The 16,677-nt window shown below is 48.3% G+C and carries 16 protein-coding genes, 4 tRNA genes and 3 pseudogenes; 19 read left to right on the forward strand and 4 right to left on the reverse strand.

Annotation, left to right across the window (positions count from 1 at the left end; translation table 11 throughout):
• The first annotated feature begins 148 nt into the window (after positions 1–148).
• The 3 genes and pseudogenes from HMPREF0080_RS07115 (at position 149) to HMPREF0080_RS07125 (ending at position 2,075) form a co-directional block, all read left to right on the forward strand.
• The gene (locus HMPREF0080_RS07115; protein ID WP_006790725.1) at positions 149–799 is read left to right on the forward strand and encodes an amino acid ABC transporter permease; all 651 of its coding nucleotides are present in this window, start codon (positions 149–151) and stop codon (positions 797–799) included.
• Positions 800–810: 11 nt separating this feature from the next.
• Positions 811–1,579: pseudogene (locus HMPREF0080_RS07120) on the forward strand (amino acid ABC transporter ATP-binding protein).
• A complete protein-coding gene (locus HMPREF0080_RS07125; protein WP_245527255.1) occupies positions 1,536–2,075 on the forward strand; it encodes an EamA family transporter in 540 nt (179 codons plus the stop codon). The pseudogene HMPREF0080_RS07120 and the gene HMPREF0080_RS07125 overlap by 44 nt, the downstream one beginning before the upstream one ends.
• A 65-nt stretch (positions 2,076–2,140) precedes the next feature.
• On the opposite strand, the gene HMPREF0080_RS07130 is transcribed toward HMPREF0080_RS07125, so the two are convergent.
• Positions 2,141–2,983, reverse strand: a complete 843-nt coding sequence (locus HMPREF0080_RS07130) for a pyridoxamine kinase (protein ID WP_040347466.1) — start codon at positions 2,981–2,983, stop codon at positions 2,141–2,143.
• A gap of 183 nt (positions 2,984–3,166) precedes the next feature.
• Here HMPREF0080_RS07130 and HMPREF0080_RS07135 point away from each other — a divergent pair, with 183 nt between their 5' ends.
• The 7 genes from HMPREF0080_RS07135 to HMPREF0080_RS07165 all read left to right on the forward strand — a co-directional run bounded on the left by HMPREF0080_RS07135 (position 3,167) and on the right by HMPREF0080_RS07165 (position 6,270).
• Positions 3,167–3,637 carry an NUDIX domain-containing protein gene (locus tag HMPREF0080_RS07135; protein WP_006790729.1) on the forward strand — a complete coding sequence of 157 codons (471 nt, stop codon included), beginning with the start codon at positions 3,167–3,169 and terminating at the stop codon, positions 3,635–3,637.
• A complete protein-coding gene (locus HMPREF0080_RS07140; protein ID WP_006790730.1) occupies positions 3,630–5,084 on the forward strand; it encodes an aminotransferase class I/II-fold pyridoxal phosphate-dependent enzyme in 1,455 nt (484 codons plus the stop codon). The genes HMPREF0080_RS07135 and HMPREF0080_RS07140 overlap by 8 nt, the downstream gene beginning before the upstream one ends.
• Positions 5,085–5,092: 8 nt before the next feature.
• Entirely contained in the window at positions 5,093–5,770 is a 678-nt protein-coding gene (locus HMPREF0080_RS07145; RefSeq protein ID WP_006790731.1) for a dTMP kinase, read from the forward strand.
• A 165-nt stretch (positions 5,771–5,935) separates the two neighbouring features.
• A tRNA-Gly gene (locus tag HMPREF0080_RS07150) sits at positions 5,936–6,010 on the forward strand.
• Positions 6,011–6,037: 27 nt separating this feature from the next.
• Positions 6,038–6,113: transfer RNA gene (locus tag HMPREF0080_RS07155), tRNA-Asn, on the forward strand.
• A gap of 1 nt (position 6,114) precedes the next feature.
• Positions 6,115–6,189: transfer RNA gene (locus tag HMPREF0080_RS07160), tRNA-Glu, on the forward strand.
• Between the two features lie 5 nt (positions 6,190–6,194).
• A tRNA-Val gene (locus HMPREF0080_RS07165) sits at positions 6,195–6,270 on the forward strand.
• A 115-nt stretch (positions 6,271–6,385) separates the two neighbouring features.
• Here HMPREF0080_RS07165 and HMPREF0080_RS07170 read toward each other — a convergent pair.
• Positions 6,386–6,730 carry a hypothetical protein gene (locus tag HMPREF0080_RS07170; protein ID WP_245527256.1) on the reverse strand — a complete coding sequence of 115 codons (345 nt, stop codon included), beginning with the start codon at positions 6,728–6,730 and terminating at the stop codon, positions 6,386–6,388.
• A 178-nt stretch (positions 6,731–6,908) separates the two neighbouring features.
• On the opposite strand from HMPREF0080_RS07170, the pseudogene HMPREF0080_RS11550 reads away from it, so the two are divergent.
• From HMPREF0080_RS11550 to HMPREF0080_RS07190, 4 genes and pseudogenes are all read left to right on the forward strand, one after another.
• A pseudogene (locus HMPREF0080_RS11550) lies at positions 6,909–8,302 on the forward strand (NAD(P)/FAD-dependent oxidoreductase).
• 310 nt (positions 8,303–8,612) lie between these two features.
• Positions 8,613–9,482, forward strand: a complete 870-nt coding sequence (locus HMPREF0080_RS07180) for a substrate-binding domain-containing protein (RefSeq protein ID WP_040347487.1) — start codon at positions 8,613–8,615, stop codon at positions 9,480–9,482.
• On the forward strand, positions 9,472–10,248 hold the full coding sequence (locus HMPREF0080_RS07185; RefSeq protein ID WP_006790737.1) for a 4Fe-4S binding protein: 777 nt from the start codon (positions 9,472–9,474) through the stop codon (positions 10,246–10,248). Before HMPREF0080_RS07180 ends, HMPREF0080_RS07185 begins: the two co-directional genes overlap by 11 nt.
• Positions 10,232–11,065 carry a radical SAM protein gene (locus tag HMPREF0080_RS07190; protein WP_245527258.1) on the forward strand — a complete coding sequence of 278 codons (834 nt, stop codon included), beginning with the start codon at positions 10,232–10,234 and terminating at the stop codon, positions 11,063–11,065. Before HMPREF0080_RS07185 ends, HMPREF0080_RS07190 begins: the two co-directional genes overlap by 17 nt.
• A 41-nt stretch (positions 11,066–11,106) precedes the next feature.
• Here HMPREF0080_RS07190 and HMPREF0080_RS11385 read toward each other — a convergent pair whose 3' ends face one another.
• Positions 11,107–11,541 carry an aminotransferase class V-fold PLP-dependent enzyme gene (locus HMPREF0080_RS11385; protein ID WP_006790739.1) on the reverse strand — a complete coding sequence of 145 codons (435 nt, stop codon included), beginning with the start codon at positions 11,539–11,541 and terminating at the stop codon, positions 11,107–11,109.
• Entirely contained in the window at positions 11,499–12,254 is a 756-nt protein-coding gene (locus HMPREF0080_RS11390; protein WP_280959845.1) for an aminotransferase class V-fold PLP-dependent enzyme, read from the reverse strand. The genes HMPREF0080_RS11385 and HMPREF0080_RS11390 overlap by 43 nt, the downstream gene beginning before the upstream one ends.
• A gap of 166 nt (positions 12,255–12,420) precedes the next feature.
• On the opposite strand from HMPREF0080_RS11390, the gene yedE reads away from it, so the two are divergent.
• The 5 genes and pseudogenes from yedE (at position 12,421) to purB (ending at position 16,630) form a co-directional block, all read left to right on the forward strand.
• Positions 12,421–13,482, forward strand: a complete 1,062-nt coding sequence (gene yedE, locus HMPREF0080_RS07200) for a YedE family putative selenium transporter (RefSeq protein ID WP_040347467.1) — start codon at positions 12,421–12,423, stop codon at positions 13,480–13,482.
• A gap of 15 nt (positions 13,483–13,497) precedes the next feature.
• Positions 13,498–13,701, forward strand: coding sequence for a sulfurtransferase TusA family protein (locus tag HMPREF0080_RS07205; protein ID WP_006790742.1), 204 nt, complete (start codon positions 13,498–13,500; stop codon positions 13,699–13,701).
• 22 nt (positions 13,702–13,723) lie between these two features.
• Complete coding sequence (locus tag HMPREF0080_RS07210; RefSeq protein ID WP_006790743.1) at positions 13,724–13,966, forward strand: putative Se/S carrier protein; 243 nt, start codon at positions 13,724–13,726, stop codon at positions 13,964–13,966.
• 12 nt (positions 13,967–13,978) lie between these two features.
• Positions 13,979–15,016, forward strand: a complete 1,038-nt coding sequence (gene selD, locus HMPREF0080_RS07215) for a selenide, water dikinase SelD (protein WP_083817920.1) — start codon at positions 13,979–13,981, stop codon at positions 15,014–15,016.
• Positions 15,017–15,335: 319 nt separating this feature from the next.
• A pseudogene (gene purB / locus HMPREF0080_RS07220) lies at positions 15,336–16,630 on the forward strand (adenylosuccinate lyase).
• Positions 16,631–16,677 lie beyond the last annotated feature (47 nt).

Consider the following 16,677-nt stretch of genomic DNA (forward strand, 5'->3'; position numbering starts at 1 on the left):
TCCGACAGATGAGTGAAGACGGCACGATGACAACCTTATCACAGAAATGGTTCGGTGAAGATATTACGATTAAAGTCCGTAAATAATTTGCAAACTTGCGAATGAGGGGCTCCGGTCCCTCATTTCGTTTGCGTTCAGAGGAGTTTTCATGGATTACGTTCTTACAATTGTCCCTTCCGTTGCGGAAGGTTTACAAGTAACATTAAAAATTTTTGTTATTACCATAGTTTTCAGTTTACCCCTCGGTATTTTAATGGCGATGGCCCGGCTTGCGCCTCTTGTGCCGCTTCGTAAATTTATGGCGGCTTATATTTATTTAATGCGCGGCACGCCGCTTATGTTGCAGATCCTTTTTATCTATTATGGGTTGCCCTTTATCATTGAAGGCCTGCGGTTGCCCGATTTCCCGGCCGCTATCATTGCTTTTGTCTTCAACTATGCAGCATATTTTGCGGAAATTTTCCGCGGCGGCATTCAGTCGATTGACAGGGGACAATACGAGGGTGCAAAAGTCCTGGGCATGACCTACGGTCAGACGATGCGCCGTATTATTTTACCGCAGGTGATAAAACGGGTTTTACCGCCTGTCGCGAATGAAACGATCAATCTTTTAAAAGACACGTCTCTCGTGTATGTCCTGGCGATGAACGATATTCTCCGCATTACCCGCTCCATTGTACAGCGTGACTTCGATACGACGGCTTTTGTTGTGGCAGCCGTGTTCTATTTGATATTTACTTTTGTTCTGACGCGGTTGTTCATGTATCTTGAAAAACGTTTTAATGTATATGAAGGTTAGGAGGGGAAGTGATGAGCTTTATTGAAATGAATCATATAGGCAAATACTTCGGGAATTTGGAAGTATTAAAAGACGTTACCCTCCATATGGACGCGGGCGAAGTCGTTTCTATCATCGGTCCGTCCGGCAGCGGTAAGAGTACATTCTTGCGTTGTTTTTGTGAACTTGAAAAAATTGATAAAGGCGAAATCATTGTGGAAGGTGAAATAATGGCCAGTCAGCCGGACGGCAGCAGGCGGGCCGTGTATGCGGCACCGGCTAAAGTGCGTGAGATCTGCCGCCGTATGGGTATGGTATTCCAGCAATTTAATCTTTTTCCGCACATGACGGTTCTCGATAACATTCTTGAAGCGCCGCGTGTCGTTAAAGGAATGAAAGATACGGAAATTCTTCCTTTGGCGGAACAGCTTTTGCATAAGGTCGGTCTTGAAGAAAAACGGGATGTTTATCCGTCTCAGTTGTCAGGAGGACAGAAACAGCGTGTCGCTATCGCGCGCGCCTTGGCTATGAAACCGGATATTATGCTTTTCGATGAGCCGACATCGGCACTCGATCCGGAATTGACCGGTGAAGTCTCACGCACCATTAAGCAGCTGGCCGATGATAGAAACGACCATGATTATTGTTACTCACGAAATGGCCTTTGCCAGAGAAGTGGCGGACAGAGTTATTTTTATGGCGGACGGTATTATTCAGGAAGAAGGTAAGCCTGAACGGATCTTTGAGCATCCTGAAAATGAACGGACGCAGAATTTCTTGCGTTCTATGCTGCGTTTTTAAAGAATATATGAAGCAGCAACAACGGGCGGTTCCCGTTCAGTGTATTACGGCGGTGAAAGAAACGATGGGAGAAGGCGATTTCGTGGTACTTGTATATGCATTGGCATCGGCTTTGTTTGCGGCGTTGACTACAGTATTAGCCAAACTCGGATTAGACGGGGTTAATTCGACCTTGGCGACAGCCGTTCGGACGGCTGTCGTTCTGCTCTTCTCGTGGGGGATAGTTTGGGCTTCCGGCGACATGCAGCATATCCATGCTTTTTCACGGCGCAACTGGATTTTTCTCGTCCTTTCCGGATTGGCAACAGGATTTTCCTGGATTTGTTACTTCAAGGCCCTGCAGATGGGTAAGGTCGGCCAAGTTGTGGCAATCGATAAGTTCAGCATTGTTCTGACAGTGGGTCTGGCGGCATTGTTTGCCGGTGAAGCCTTGACGGCAAAGACACTTGCCGGTGCGATTCTTATTGCGGCAGGAACACTTGTAATGGTCCTGTGACATAAAAGGGGGAAGGCTTTTGAGGTCACCTCATACCTCATTTCTTAGCCTTCCCTCTTTTTTTATTATAATTTTTCCGGTGTCGCCAAAAGGCCGAGGCACGGTTCGATTTGTACGCCTTCTCGCGGATCCGAGCCGGCTTTGCGTGTATATTCAATGGCATGAGTCAAGAATGTAGTTCCTGTTTTTACGGCACCGTGCAGATCGCTGCCTCGTAAAAGCAAGCCTGTAACCGTACTCGTAAAGAGATCGCCGGTACCGCAGGTGGAAAAGTCCACTCTGTGAGTGATCGCTTCGTCAAAAGATTCACTCATACCGTCATAGCTGATATTTTTGATGCCTTCAGCTGTGGGTACGCTCGTAATAATGATTTGTTTCGGACCCATTTTAACGAGAGCGCGGCATTTTTCGAGCAAGCTTTTTGTTGTCGGCATAGTGGCGGTATCGGGAGCGGTTTCCAGGAGGAAGGCGGTTTCCGTATAATTCGGTGTAATTAAATCGGCTTTGGCGATAAGTGACCGCATAGCAGCGATGATAGATGTATCGAAGACGGGATAAAGGGCGCCGTTATCGGCCATTGCCGGGTCGACGACGGTTAAACTGTCTGCAGAGGCAAAGCGGTCAATTGTTTCTTTAACAAGGTCTACCTGGGCGGGGCCTGCGAGAAAACCGCTGTAGACGGCGTCATAATGAAGATTGAGCTTTTCCCACATAGTGATGAGGCCCGGCATTTGCTGTGTCAGGTCGGTGCTCGTAAATTCACCGTAAGTCAAATTGTTGCTGAATACAGCCGTGGGAAAAGGGCATACTTGACTTCCCAATACGGAAATGACGGGGATGGCGGCCGTTAGGGAGCAACGGCCGAAAGAACATAGATCATGAATAGCCAAGACTCTTTTTGCAGACATACATGTACCTCCTCGAAAAAAAACTGTACTTATATTTTATTGCGAGAATACTCGGTTTGTAAATAGACAGAATCACCGTATAAGACCGCTCAACTGTACCGTCGTCTCTACTATCGCAGGTATGCTACTTATGGTACAATAATACAATCACGGCGATTTATTTGTATTTGTGTGGAGGTACGTATGGTACAGGCCGGAGACACAACTATAGATTTAAGTGTGAAAGCAATGATTTTTTTTGAGGGAAAACTGCTGCTCTTGCAGAAAAATGACGGCGAAAAGGTGCATCATTGGGAGTTTCCCGGCGGCGGCCTGCGGCGCGGTGAAAATTTTCTTGCCGCCCTGAAACGGGAAGTAGCGGAAGAAACGGGGCTGCACATTAACGTGGACGGTATTGCCGGTACATGGCAATATAAGAAACGGAACGGACAGCTTTTGAACGGGTTAATCTTTATGGCTACGACCGATAAAAACGATGTTTGTGTCTCCCGTGAGCATTTGACTTATGCCTGGGTAAAGCCTGGGGAATTATATCGGTATCCTATTCACCGTTCTCTGCATTATGCGCTGGAGCAGATGAAAACCTGGAAAGCGGAGACGGCGGATTTGCTGAAAATTTTCGTTACGGCTCCCCATGAGGTGGCTAATGAATAGAAAACAGATTGCGGCTCCTTTTGTAACGGCATTGGAGGAGTATTGTAACGAACGGTTTTTTTCTTATCATACGCCGGGGCATAAGCTCGGCAAGGGGGGATCAGCCTACCTGCGGAAGCTTTTCGGAGATGCCTTGCGCCGAGATCTGGGGCTCATGTATGCGTTGGATGATCTGTTTGATCCCGGCGGCCCTTTAGGCGAAGCCATGGAGCTGGCCGCCGACCTGTACGGTGCGGGCAGGACCTTCTTTTCCGTTAACGGGACGACGGCCTGCGTAGAAGCCATGATTCTGGCTGTCTGCAAGGAAGGAGATGAAATCATCATTTCCAGAGAAGCCCATAAAAGTGTCATGAACGGACTTATTTTGAGCGGCGCCGTACCGGTCTATATGAAAAGCCGTTTTGCCGTACCTGAACAGGTTTCACTCGGTTCCGACCCGGCTGAATTGAAACGGGTTGCGGCAGCCCATCCGCAGGCAAAAGCCGTCCTTTTTACCTACCCTACGTATGACGGTGTTTGTGTCGATTTAAAACGGATGGTATCTTTTGCTCATGAGGCAGGTATGTATGTTCTTGTTGATGAAGCGCACGGCGCCCATTTCGGGATGCATCCCGAATTACCGTTGTCCGCTTTGGCGTACGGCGCGGATTGTGTGGCCCAGAGTACGCATAAATCAACAGGTTCTTTGACGCAGACCTCGATGCTCCATTGCCGGCGAAATTTGCCGTTTATTGACAGAGTTGCCGCAGCCATGCAGCTCGTTCAGTCTACGAGTCCGCATTATTGGTTTCTGGCGTCTCTTGACAGCGCGCGGCAACAATTGGCGCTTGAAGGAGAAACGCTGCTCTGCAGGACATTGGAACTGGCTCGACAAACCAGGATCGACCTGAATAAGATTCCCGGCATATGTTCTTTCGGTGCGGAAATTACCGCATATGAAGGAGTTTCCGCCTTTGATGAGACGAAGATCACTATTGATTTCAGCGGTCTCGGATTGACCGGCGCAGAAGCGGAAAAATTTCTACGTCATGAAGGCGTAGAAGCGGAACTTACTGCCGGCGGACATGTTCTCTGTCTCATTACTATCGGAGACGATGAAGAAAGTGTGCAGGCACTCGTTGCAGCGTGTCGGGCAATTTCCGCAAAACACGATGTTACGGCAGGTGCCGGCACATATGAAGAAATACCGCTGCCGGAACCGACAGTAGCCCTGTCGCCGCGTCAAGCCTGGCAGCGATCGGCAAAACCGTGCGCTCTTACACATGCAGTCGGTTGCGTAGCGGCAGAACCGGTGATTTTTTACCCGCCCGGTATACCTGTCCTGACTCCCGGTGAGAAAGTGACTGCCCAGTGCGTCACATATATAAAGAAGAAACGAAGTGAAGGATATGATGCACACGGTTGTATGGATAAGACTGTGCGGACCTTGCAGATTATCCCGACATAGGAGAACATATGGCAGCAGGAAAATTAATTATTATTGAAGGCAGTGACGGCAGCGGTAAAGCGACGCAGACGGAACTTCTGCGTCGCCGTCTGCGAACGGACGGTCATTCTGTTATGGCCGTTGCCTTTCCTGATTACAGCAGTGAATCAAGCGCACTTGTGAAGATGTACTTACGCGGTGATTTCGGCGCCAAAGCGGACGCCGTAAATCCGTATGCCGCTTCGGCCTTTTATGCGGTCGACCGGGTAGCTTCATATGAGCGAAAATGGAAGGGATTTCTGACTGCCGGCGGTATTGTCCTCGCTGACAGGTATACGACGAGCAATATGCTATATCAGATGATAAAGATAAATGATCCTGCAGAAAAGGAAGAATACCTTGACTGGATTTGGGAATTTGAGTTTCATAAGCTCGGATTGCCCGAACCGGATGGAGTGATTCTTCTGGACGTACCGCAGGATGTCAGTGAGCGGCTGATGGCTGTGCGCACGGGAAAAACCGGCGGTGAAACGGGAGATATTCATGAAAAAGATCGTGATTTTCTTCGCAAATGCCATGCCGCATACGGTGAATTGGCTGATAAATACGGCTGGCAGAAAGTTGCTTGTGCCGTTGACGGTGAATTGCGTTCTGCTGAATCTATTCATGAAGATGTATATCGATTGGTTGCAGACATCATAAAATAAAGTTTTGTCATCGACAGGCCGGCCGGGGTGTCCGACTTGACAGCAGATCGCCGTTCTGTTACTATGAACGGGCATCCTGATGGTGGTTACAGAGAGAAATCACAATGGCCGATCATAAAATCATTGACAAGAGTAAAAAAGTTATGATAACATATTTGTTGTCATGCGGAAGTAGCTCAGTGGTAGAGCACCACCTTGCCAAGGTGGGGGTCGCGAGTTCGAGCCTCGTTTTCCGCTCCATTTTTCTCTTTAGAGGAAATTGTATATTCCTCAATAGCTCAGTTGGTAGAGCAATCGGCTGTTAACCGATTTGTCGTAGGTTCGAGTCCTACTTGAGGAGCCACGGCCCCTTGGTCAAGTGGTTAAGACACCGCCCTTTCACGGCGATAACATGGGTTCGAATCCCGTAGGGGTCACCACACTCGGGCGATTAGCTCAGCTGGGAGAGCGCTTGCCTTACAAGCAAGATGTCGGCAGTTCGATCCTGTCATCGCCCACCATCGAGAAAAACCTCATCCTTCGGGATGAGGTTTTTGTTTTAGTTGCTTGCGGTAACGGGAGTAATCGCGTTACCGTTTTTGTATGGGAATAGGCGCGTCCGGCAGTTTGATTGTATCAGTGGCGATTTTGCCGCACGCGTTTGTTGCCGACAACCATTGTGCGGGACAGACTCTTGTACGCCATATCGGTGAAGAAGAGGAAGCCGAAGAGGAAGACGAGACCGTAATCCCAGGTCAGTACTTCCGTTTGCCCATAGACGTAGAGACAGCCGCTCGTCAGGATGAAACTGATATAGAGAGCGATTACGGCGCACCAGGTTCGTTGGCCTCTGTCACGAAGAGTATAAAAGCGTTTGAATTTAATATAAAGGGCAATTGTTGAAAATAAGAGAACGCCTCCGACGGTTGCCGAGACAGTAACGGGTGTTTGGAAAAAGAAACCTGTAAGTAGTATAATCATAAGCAGGAGGGTCCACAAAAAGATGCCGATTTGCAAGTGTAAATCTCTTTGCGGATCAGATATATCGTAATCGCGGTGACGTTGCCTGTGACGTGACATGAGGAACTCCTTTCCATACTGCATGGTCTACGTTATTATAGCACATTGCGCCGAATCTTCGGCAGAGGAGAAATGAATAATGAAACCCGTTAAAGCCTATGATCTGATTATTATCGGCGCCGGTCCCGCCGGTATCTTTACGGCTCTGGAGCTGGCCGATAAGGGACTGAAAATCCTTATGGTCGAAAAGGGGCAGGATATTCGTGAGCGTATAGTGACAAGCCGCAATAAGAATGCGCCCGCCAAAGACAAGATGCGTAACGTCGTCTGCGGCTGGGGCGGTGCCGGCGCCTTCAGTGACGGGAAGCTGACTCTGACGACCGAATTCGGCGGTAATCTGGATGATTATATGTCCAAGGCCGATTTGACGGAGAAAATCAATTATGTAGACGATACATACTGTCTTTTCGGAGGCGCTGAACGTAAAGTATACGGTGACGAGCATACGGAGCTTATCCGTGAGCTGCAACGCAAAGCTACGGCGGCGGACTTGCGTCTTATACCGGCGCGTATCCGTCATTTAGGGACGGATGTCAATGCGGAAATTCTGACGAATATGCGCGATTTCCTTGAAGGTAAAGTAGATATCATGGCCGATACGGCAGTGGAACACATTGTGGCGAAAGAGGATGAAATCAAAGGGGTCATCATTGGCGGGCAGCTTTACAGCTGTCGTTATCTTGTCAGCGCTCCCGGCCGCGAGGGATCCGAATGGTTTATGGAAGAAGCGGAAAAACTCGGTATTCAGTTGACCAGTAACGCCGTGGATATCGGTGTGCGTGTGGAAATGCCGGCGGAAGTTCTGGAATCTATTACAGATGTCATCTATGAGTCGAAGCTTGTTTATTTCAGCCGTTCATTTGATGACCGCGTGCGCACGTTTTGCATGACCCCTTTGATTTCGTTGTTGAAGAAAATAATGACGGCCTGCTTACGGTAAACGGCCATAGTTATGCCCATAAGAAGAGTGAAAATACGAATTTTGCCGTTCTTGTTTCCAAAAAATTTACAGAACCTTTCAGGGAACCGATTAAATACGGTAAATATATTGCCAACCTTGCGAATATTCTCGGAGGCGGCGTTATAGTGCAGCGTCTGGGGGATCTTAATGACGGCCGTCGTTCTACGCCTGAACGAATCATGCGCGGACTCGTCCGCCCGACTATGGATAAGGCAACGCCCGGTGACTTGTCGCTTGTTTTACCGTACAGGCACTTGCAGGATATTAAAGAAATGCTTGAAGCGCTGGATAAGGTGGCGCCCGGCGCCAATTCGCGGCATACTCTTTTATACGGGGTGGAAGTTAAATTCTACTCGAACCGCATTGAATTGAGCCCGAATCTGGAAACGAAGATTAAGAATTTTTTTGCTATCGGCGACGGCGCCGGGATTACACGCGGCCTTATTCAGGCATCGGCGGCAGGCGTAACGGTCGGGCGGGAAATAGCCGTCCGTGAACGGGAACGTCGTTAAGGATACTGTATTTAATGCCGGAACGGGGCGTCATATTTTAATAGCCATGGGGACCTGTCTGTTGCGGGCTGTTTGATATCTACTTTCCTCAAGGATGGACCATGTTTTGTCATCCCTGTCGGGAGCGGAAAGGTTCAGCCAAAAAATAAGTGACCTTTTAATCATTAAAAAGAGTAATCATACTTTGCATAATTTATTACCATCCATAATCGGCAGACTGCTGATTATGGATATTTTTTATAAATATTATGCGAAAAATGAGAACAAAGATATAATATATAAAGTCTATACAGAAAGGAGGTCAGTCAGTATGAATTTTTGGAAAGAGCGGATTTCAAGACGGCAGCTTATTAAGAGTGCGGTCGCCGCTACAGCCGCCGCCACTGCAGTGCCGAACCTGATTTCGGCGGGTTATACGCCGTTTAAATCCGATTCTTTGGATGTCTGGACTTGCGGGGGATTATCGGAAGCTTTTCTTCAGATAAATGATTTATATGAAGCGAAAACCGGGCATAATATTCAATATACGGGTGCGTTTGCGGGCGCACTGGGCAAGGCTCTGTTGACCCTTAAAGGGCAGACCGAGGTTTTCGGTGCGCGCGGCCTGGAGCTGGCGCAGAATATGCGCAAAAAAGGTATCAGCCTCGGGTTTAAACCGCTTTGTTTTACAGATTATGTCATTGCAGTACCGAAGGGCAATCCGGCAGGCATTCGTGACCTTAAAGATTTGTCCGAACCGGGTGTTCGGGTTATGTTGCCTTTAGGCGCGTCTCCACCGGGCAGCGCCTCCGTTCAGGGGATTTTGAAAAAGTCGGGCCTTACGGATCCGATCATGCAAAACATGACTGTCAATGAAACGTGTGTTATCAAGATGCTGTGCGGTCTCATTGAGGGCAAAGGCGATGTTTCCATCATTGAAAAACGGCTTACCACGCATGCTCGTTTCAAAGATAAGATTGAATACATGCCTATTGAACCGAAATTTATCCCGCCTGCACCGCTTACTTTTACTATTAATATCATGAAGTATGTTCAGGATAAAAAGCTGGCAGATGACTATGCGGATTTTGTCCGTTCCGAAGAAGGCCAGTCAATTCTTGAGAAGGGCGGTTTCACGTCCGTTCATTCGGCTCGCGGTCTGGATTTAATAGAAAGGTTCGGCGTAAAAGATGTCCAATAATGCAAAAACAAAAGAATTTTACCTCCCCAAGCTGCGTCGTCTTGTACAACTCGTTTTCCTCGCAGTCATGGGCAAATGGATCTATTACGGAATATTCCGATGTCCCTTTATCGTTCCCTTTGTCAATTGTGAACGATGTCCTGTCATCACCTGTTGGGGACGTATTACCGCTTACTTCTTCGGTTTCTGGCTCTTTATTCCGCTTCTGGCCGTCTTTTTGGGACGTGCTTTCTGCGGTTGGCTCTGTCCGAGCGGTTTTGTCAATCAACTGCTCGGTAAATTGGCTGTTACGAAGTTGAAAGTTCGTAATAAGTACATGCGTTTGGCACAAATCGGCATGGTTCTGACCGTCTTCATCGGGTTGTGGGTATACTTTGCCTATGATAACCCGCGCGTCATGATTCCGATCCGTACGAGTGATGAATATTTTAATGCCGTCATCATGTCCGTCCGGTTTTCCGATTGGTACTGGGCCGTTCGTACGGTTATAGTCGTTTCGCTCATTGCGGCGTCACTTATTATTGCCAACTTCTGGTGTCGTTTTGTATGTCCCGTCGGCGGAGCGATGGAACTTGTCCGCAAGATTTCTCTTTTCCGCGTTTATAAGACGGCAGCCTGCGACAATTGTGATGCATGTTTGCGTAAGTGTGAAATGGGTACGCGTCCTGACGAAATGAACTGTACTAATTGCGGTGATTGCCTGAATGTGTGTCATGCCGATGCCATCAAATTCGGGCGAAAGGGTAAAAATGATGACAGGCAGTAAGACGCAGTCCTTCCTTAATAATCACCCCTGCTTCAATAAGGAAGCGTCTGTCAATTGGGGCCGCGTACATTTGCCGGTTGCGCCGCACTGCAATATCCAATGTAATTTCTGTAACCGGATGTATGATTGTGCCAACGAAAATCGTCCCGGCGTAACCCAAAAGGTATACAAACCTGACGAAACGGTCCCGTATCTGGAAAAACTTTTTGCAAAGCGCAGTGATATTTCCGTTATCGGTATTGCCGGACCGGGGGATCCTATGGCTGATGCCGATGAAACTCTGACTACTTTCGAGAAGTGTAAGGCCCGGTTTCCTCACCTTATGCTCTGTCTCTCAACGAACGGACTGGCGTTGCCCGAACATATTGATGAAATCATTTCTGTAGGCGTCAGTCACGTGACCGTTACGGTTAATGCGGTTCGGCCCGAAGTAGGCGCCGATGTCTATGCGTGGGTGCGTTACAACGGCATAACTTATAAAGGCATTGAAGGTGCGAGAATTCTCTTGGAACGCCAGGATGAAGGTATTCGGAAGTTGAAAAAAAAGGGCATGATCGTAAAAATCAATACAGTCGTCATTCCCGAGGTCAATATGGATCATGTTCCCGAAATCGCGGCCAAGGCGAAGGCCTGGGGCGCGAATATTATGAACTGTATGGCCATGATTCCCGTTCACGACACTCCTTTTGCAGGCAAAAAAACACCGTCTCAGAAAGACATTCATCGCTTGCGTCAATTTATCGGGCAAAATATGCGGCAAATGACCCATTGCAGTCGTTGCCGTGCCGATGCCTGCGGTAAACTCGGGGCAGAATAGACGATAAAAGACCTGGCCGGAAGAGCAGGTCTTTTACTCCGTCAGCCGCAAATGGTATGTAATGCTTTTATGGCTGTAGCAATGTCCTCTTTTGTGTTAAAATAACCAAAAGAAAAGCGTACAGTTCCGCAGGGGAAAGTGCCTAAGGTCTTATGGGCCGACGGTGCGCAGTGAAGGCCGACGCGAGTTAAAATGCCGTATTCCGACTCTAAGCGAACGGCTATTTCCGAGTTGTCCATGTCCTCGGCAGCTATGGAAACGACGGCTGTACGATCAATGATATCCGTCCTGCCGGCAACGGTAATGCTTGTCATATCGGAGATTCCCGTGAGAAAGTGTTCTGTTAAAGACAGTTCCTTTTTATGGATGGTTTCGATACCTTCCGTGCGGACGAATTCCAGGGCCGCATGAAGACCGATAATCCCGGGAAGGTTCAGCGTGCCCGCTTCGAACTTATCCGGCAGAAAATCCGGCATCTCTTCCGTATGAGAGAGGCTGCCTGTGCCGCCTGCAAAAGGGGTGTCATTACTTCGGCGAGTTCATCGGTGATGACAAAACCGCCGATGCCCTGCGGGCCGAGGAGCCCTTTGTGACCGGTAAAGCAGAGGACGCCAATGTTCATCTCCGCCATATTGATGGGGACTGTCCCCGCCGTTTGCGCCGCGTCAACAATAAAGAAGAGATTATGCTTCCTGCAGAACGCGCCTACTTCTTTTAAAGGCATAACGGTACCGCATACATTAGAAGCATGGGTCATGACTACGGCTTTTGTTTCGGGCCGGACATAGTTGTCCATCTCTGTGAGGATAAGGCTGCCGTCTTTATGACAGGGAAGCCTGTCAAAGGTAAGGCCTTCTTTTTCCAGTTGCACGATCGGACGCATAACGGCATTGTGCTCCATTTCCGAAACAAGGAGATGGTCACCTCTGCCAAAGAGTCCTTTTATGACCATGTTTAAACTCATAGTTACATTCTGTGTAAAAATAACATTTTTCACGTCGCTGCCGCCGAAGAGTTCTTTCAGCCAGAGTCGGGTCATGAAGACTTTTTCTTCCGTGTCGTAAGCGGGAGCATAAGAACCGCGGTTGATATTGACCCCGCTGTTTGTGATGAAATCACTCATGGCGGCGGGTACGGCCGCCGGTTTCGGAAAGGTTGTCGCGCCGTTGTCCAAGTATATTCTTTGCATTTTCTGTCTCCTCCATGTAAATTCCCTTACTCCGTTCAGTATAGTGGACATGGGGAGGTTTTTCAAATATCCGGATGAGAAATATTAATAAGGATATTTAAATACAGAAAAATAAAATATGTAATGCAGAACGGTGCAGTTTTCGGATTTGAAAGGAGGATTTATTTTGGAATTAACACATGAAAAACGAGCTATTATCATTGCCGGTTTAATCATCGGCGCTATCGCCGGATTCCTGGTTCTTGCCGGAAATCCCGCAAACATGGGTTTTTGCATTGCCTGCTTTGTCCGCGATACTGTCGGCGGGCTGGGGTTGCACCGCGCCGCGCCTGTACAGTATATTCGTCCTGAAATTGTCGGTCTTATTTTAGGTTCGTTCTTCTTATCGCTTATCCGCGGTGAACATCAGACGAAAGGCGGTTCGTCGCCGCTGACGCGTTTTGTCCTCGGCTTTTTCGTCATGATCGGATGCCTCATGTTCCTGGGTTGCCCCTTCCGCCTGATTCTTCGTCTTGCCGGGGGTGACTGGAATGCCGTTATGGGATTTGTCGGTTTTGCTGTCGGCATCGGTATCGGCACGATTTTCCTTAAAAGAGGATATTCTCTGAAACGCACATATACGCTTACCAAACTTGATTCGGCAGCGATGCCGGCTATTACGGCTGTTTTATTGATTCTTCTCGTTACGGCCCCCGCCTTTATCTTCTTCAGTGAAAAAGGTCCCGGTGCAACGCATGCATTCTGGGCGGTATCCCTTATTGCCGGTCTCGTAGTCGGCGGCTTGGCGCAGTATACGCGCCTTTGCATGGTCGGCGGTATTCGTGATATAATTTTGTTCCACGAAACAAAATTGATTATGGGGTTTGTAGCTGTATTTGTTGCGGCATTTCTCGTAAATCTCGCATTCGGCAACTTCCATCCGGGCTTCGCTAATCAGCCCATTGCCCATACAGACGGCCTGTGGAACCTTCTCGGCATGGCACTTGCCGGTTTCGGCAGCATTCTTCTCGGCGGTTGCCCTTTACGCCAGCTCATTTTAACGGGCGAAGGCAACTCCGACTCGGCAATTGCCGTTCTCGGACTCGCGACAGGTGCGGCATTTTCGCATAATTTCGGCTTGGCCGCTTCCGGTGCGGGCCCGACATTTAACGGTGAAGTGGCTGTTATTTTCGGGTTTGTCATAGCATTCATTATCGCCGTCGCAAATACGCGTAAGCAAAACGCGTAAAAAGGAGGGATTACGATGATAGACGCAAGAGGATATTCTTGCCCTGAACCGGTCATTATGGCAAAAAAAGCGTTGGAATCCGGTGAACAGGAATATGAAATGATGGTTGACACTCATACGGCCATGGAAAATGTAACTCGTTATGTATCGCGTAACGGGTATGCCGTTACTTCCACCCCGGAAGGCGGCGATTTCCGGCTCGTTTTTAAAAAGAAATAGAGACGAAGAAACAGGTGTGATCATGCGTTATATCGCTACTTTTTACTCGCACTTCGGTGCCATTCGTTTTAAAAACGAAGCGCACTCTTCGGTGACGTCGATTGAATTGATGCCCGTGCCGCGAAACCTGAGTTCGTCTTGCGGCACGTGTGCCCGTTTCGAGGCACCTGACGACTATACCTATCAATGCGATGAAAGTGGTGAAGTCGAACAGGTCGTTCGTGAAACGGACAACGGTTTTGAACAGATTTACAGTTCGACATAAAGGGTGATTACAATGAGCAGTAATATTAAATTAACGGAAATGGCGTCCTGCGCCGGCTGAGGCGCTAAAATCGGCGCCGGTGTACTGGCGCAAATGTTGGACGGCATTCCCCGCCACCACGATGATCGTCTTATCGTAGGGTATGATAAGAGTGACGATGCCTCTGTCTATGTAGTGCGCGACGATTTGGCGATTGTTCAGTCCGTCGACTTTTTTCCTCCTATCGTAGACGATCCGTATACGTTCGGACAGATTGCGGCAGCAAACTCGTTAAGCGATATTTTCGCTATGGGCGCTGAACCGAAACTGGCAATGAATGTTATGGCTATCAATTCGGCCATGGGGCAGGAGGCTGTGCGGGACCTTTTGCAGGGAGGCTACAGTAAGGCTTATGAAGCGGGCGTGCTTATTACGGGAGGGCATACCATTGAAGATAAAGAACCGAAGTACGGCCTTTCCGTAACCGGTTTCATGCATCCCGCTCAACTTCTCAGCAACTCGTCAGCCAGGGAAGGAGATATCTTGCTTCTGACGAAGCCGCTTGGCGTCGGTATTTTGACGACGGCCGCCAAGGTAGGCCTTGTTGATGAAACATTGGAACGGCAGCTCTTCAAAGAAATGGCGGAACTCAACAAGTACGGCCGTGATATCATGATCAAGTATGATGTACACAGCTGTACGGATATTACCGGATTCGGCCTTATGGGGCATGCTTATGAAATGGCGTCGGGAAGCGGTGTGACCATTCACCTGGATGCGGCGGACGTGCCGTATCATGAAGAAGCGATTGCAATGGCAGAGCAGGGATTCATTCCTGCCGGAGCTTATCGCAACCGTGATTATACGGAAGGCCATGTTCGCATAGAAGGTAATGTGAGCGCCCCGGTTCTGGATATTCTCTATGATCCGCAAACTTCCGGCGGCCTCATGATCGCTGTCAGTGAAAAAGACGCAATCGCTTTGGAAAGAGAATTGAAGGGCAGCCTGCCGTGCGGGCAAATCATCGGCCATGTAACGGCAAAAGAAGATGCTGACCTTGTTATTGACTAGGTGTATTGAAGAAGGCATACATCGTGTGATGCATGCCTTCTTTTTGTATATATTTGTGTAAATAATCCCGTGAATGAGCGGGATGTTTTAGCCGTAAGAAACGGACAGATCCTTAATGAATGATTAAAATTGATCAATCCCGCCACATGGGCTTTTCTGGAGCTGAAACGGGCGGCCTTTCGGAAACGCGCTTCAGTAAAAGTTGTACCGGAGTGCACGATACTGAGATAAGTTAAAAGACATAAAAAAATCGCCTGATATGGTGTATAATAAAGAATATAAATTATATTCATGCTTGCGCACAAAGGAGAGAGTTAACGTGATTGAACGCTATACCAATGAAGCAATGGGTCATATTTGGAGTGAACAGAACGAATGGGATACGCTGAAACTGGTGGAAATCCTTGCCAGTGAAGCACAGGCCGAACTCGGCAATATTCCGAAAAAAGCAGCTGAAGAAATTCGTGAAAAAGCGGCTTTCTCCGTTGAACGCATTCATGAAATAGAAGCGGAAACGCATCATGATATTGCCGCTTTTGTTTCCAACCTTTCCGAAAATATCGGCGAAGCAGGAAAATATGTCCATCTCGGACTCACGTCTACAGATGTTAAGGATACGGCTTTGGGTTACATGTTAAAACAAGCTTCTGAGATTCTCCTGGCAAGGATTTGGAAGCATTCCGTAATGTCTTACGCCGTCGTGCCGTTGAATTTAAATATACGCCGACTATCGGGCGTACGCACGGCATTCATGCCGAAGCGACAACTTTCGGCTTAAAGCTCTGCGTGTGGCTTGCCGAAACGGAACGCAATATTAAACGCATGAAGCGTGCGAAAAATGTCGTTTCTGTCGGCAAAATTTCCGGTGCCGTCGGTACTTATGCGGATATAGATCCTTTCGTCGAAGAGTATGTCTGCAAAAAACTGGATATTACACCGTCGCCCGTTTCGACACAAACATTGCAGCGGGACCGTCATGCCGAATTCATGACGACCTTGGCCGTTATTGCCAGCTCAATTGATAAATTCGCAACGGAAATCCGTCATCTTCAGCGTACGGAAGTCCGCGAAGCGGAAGAATATTTCAGTCCCAAACAAAAAGGGTCATCCATTATGCCGCACAAGCGTAATCCCGTTACATGCGAACGTATGTGCGGCTTAGCCCGTGTTATCCGCGGCAATGCGCAGGCTGCTCTTGAAGATGTAGCGCTCTGGCATGAACGCGATATTTCTCATTCTTCCGTGGAACGCATCATTCTTCCGGACAGTACGATTGCTCTCGACTATATGCTCACCACGTTCACTCGTGTTATTGACAGGCTTATCGTTTATCCGGAAAAAATGATGCAAGATCTGAAACTTACAGGCGGCCTTATCTTCAGCCCCATTCTTCTTAATACGCTTGTCGAAAAAGGAGCCGTTCGCGAACAGGCATACCGTTGGGTACAGCGTAATGCAATGAAACGATGGCTTGAAGGGGAAGATTTCTTGGATAACCTGAAAAAAGACGAAGATATTGCTGCCGTCATGACAAACGAAGAAATTGAGGAATGCTTTGACGTTAAAAAAATGCTCCGCCACGTTGATACGATTTTTGCTCGTTTCGGCTTGTAAGATAACTGACTGTACTTATATTGCTGCGGCGGTGCGGATGGTTTTTT

The sequence above is a fragment of the Megasphaera geminata F0357 genome (assembly GCF_000239275.1).
Lineage (GTDB): Bacteria > Bacillota > Negativicutes > Veillonellales > Megasphaeraceae > Megasphaera > Megasphaera geminata.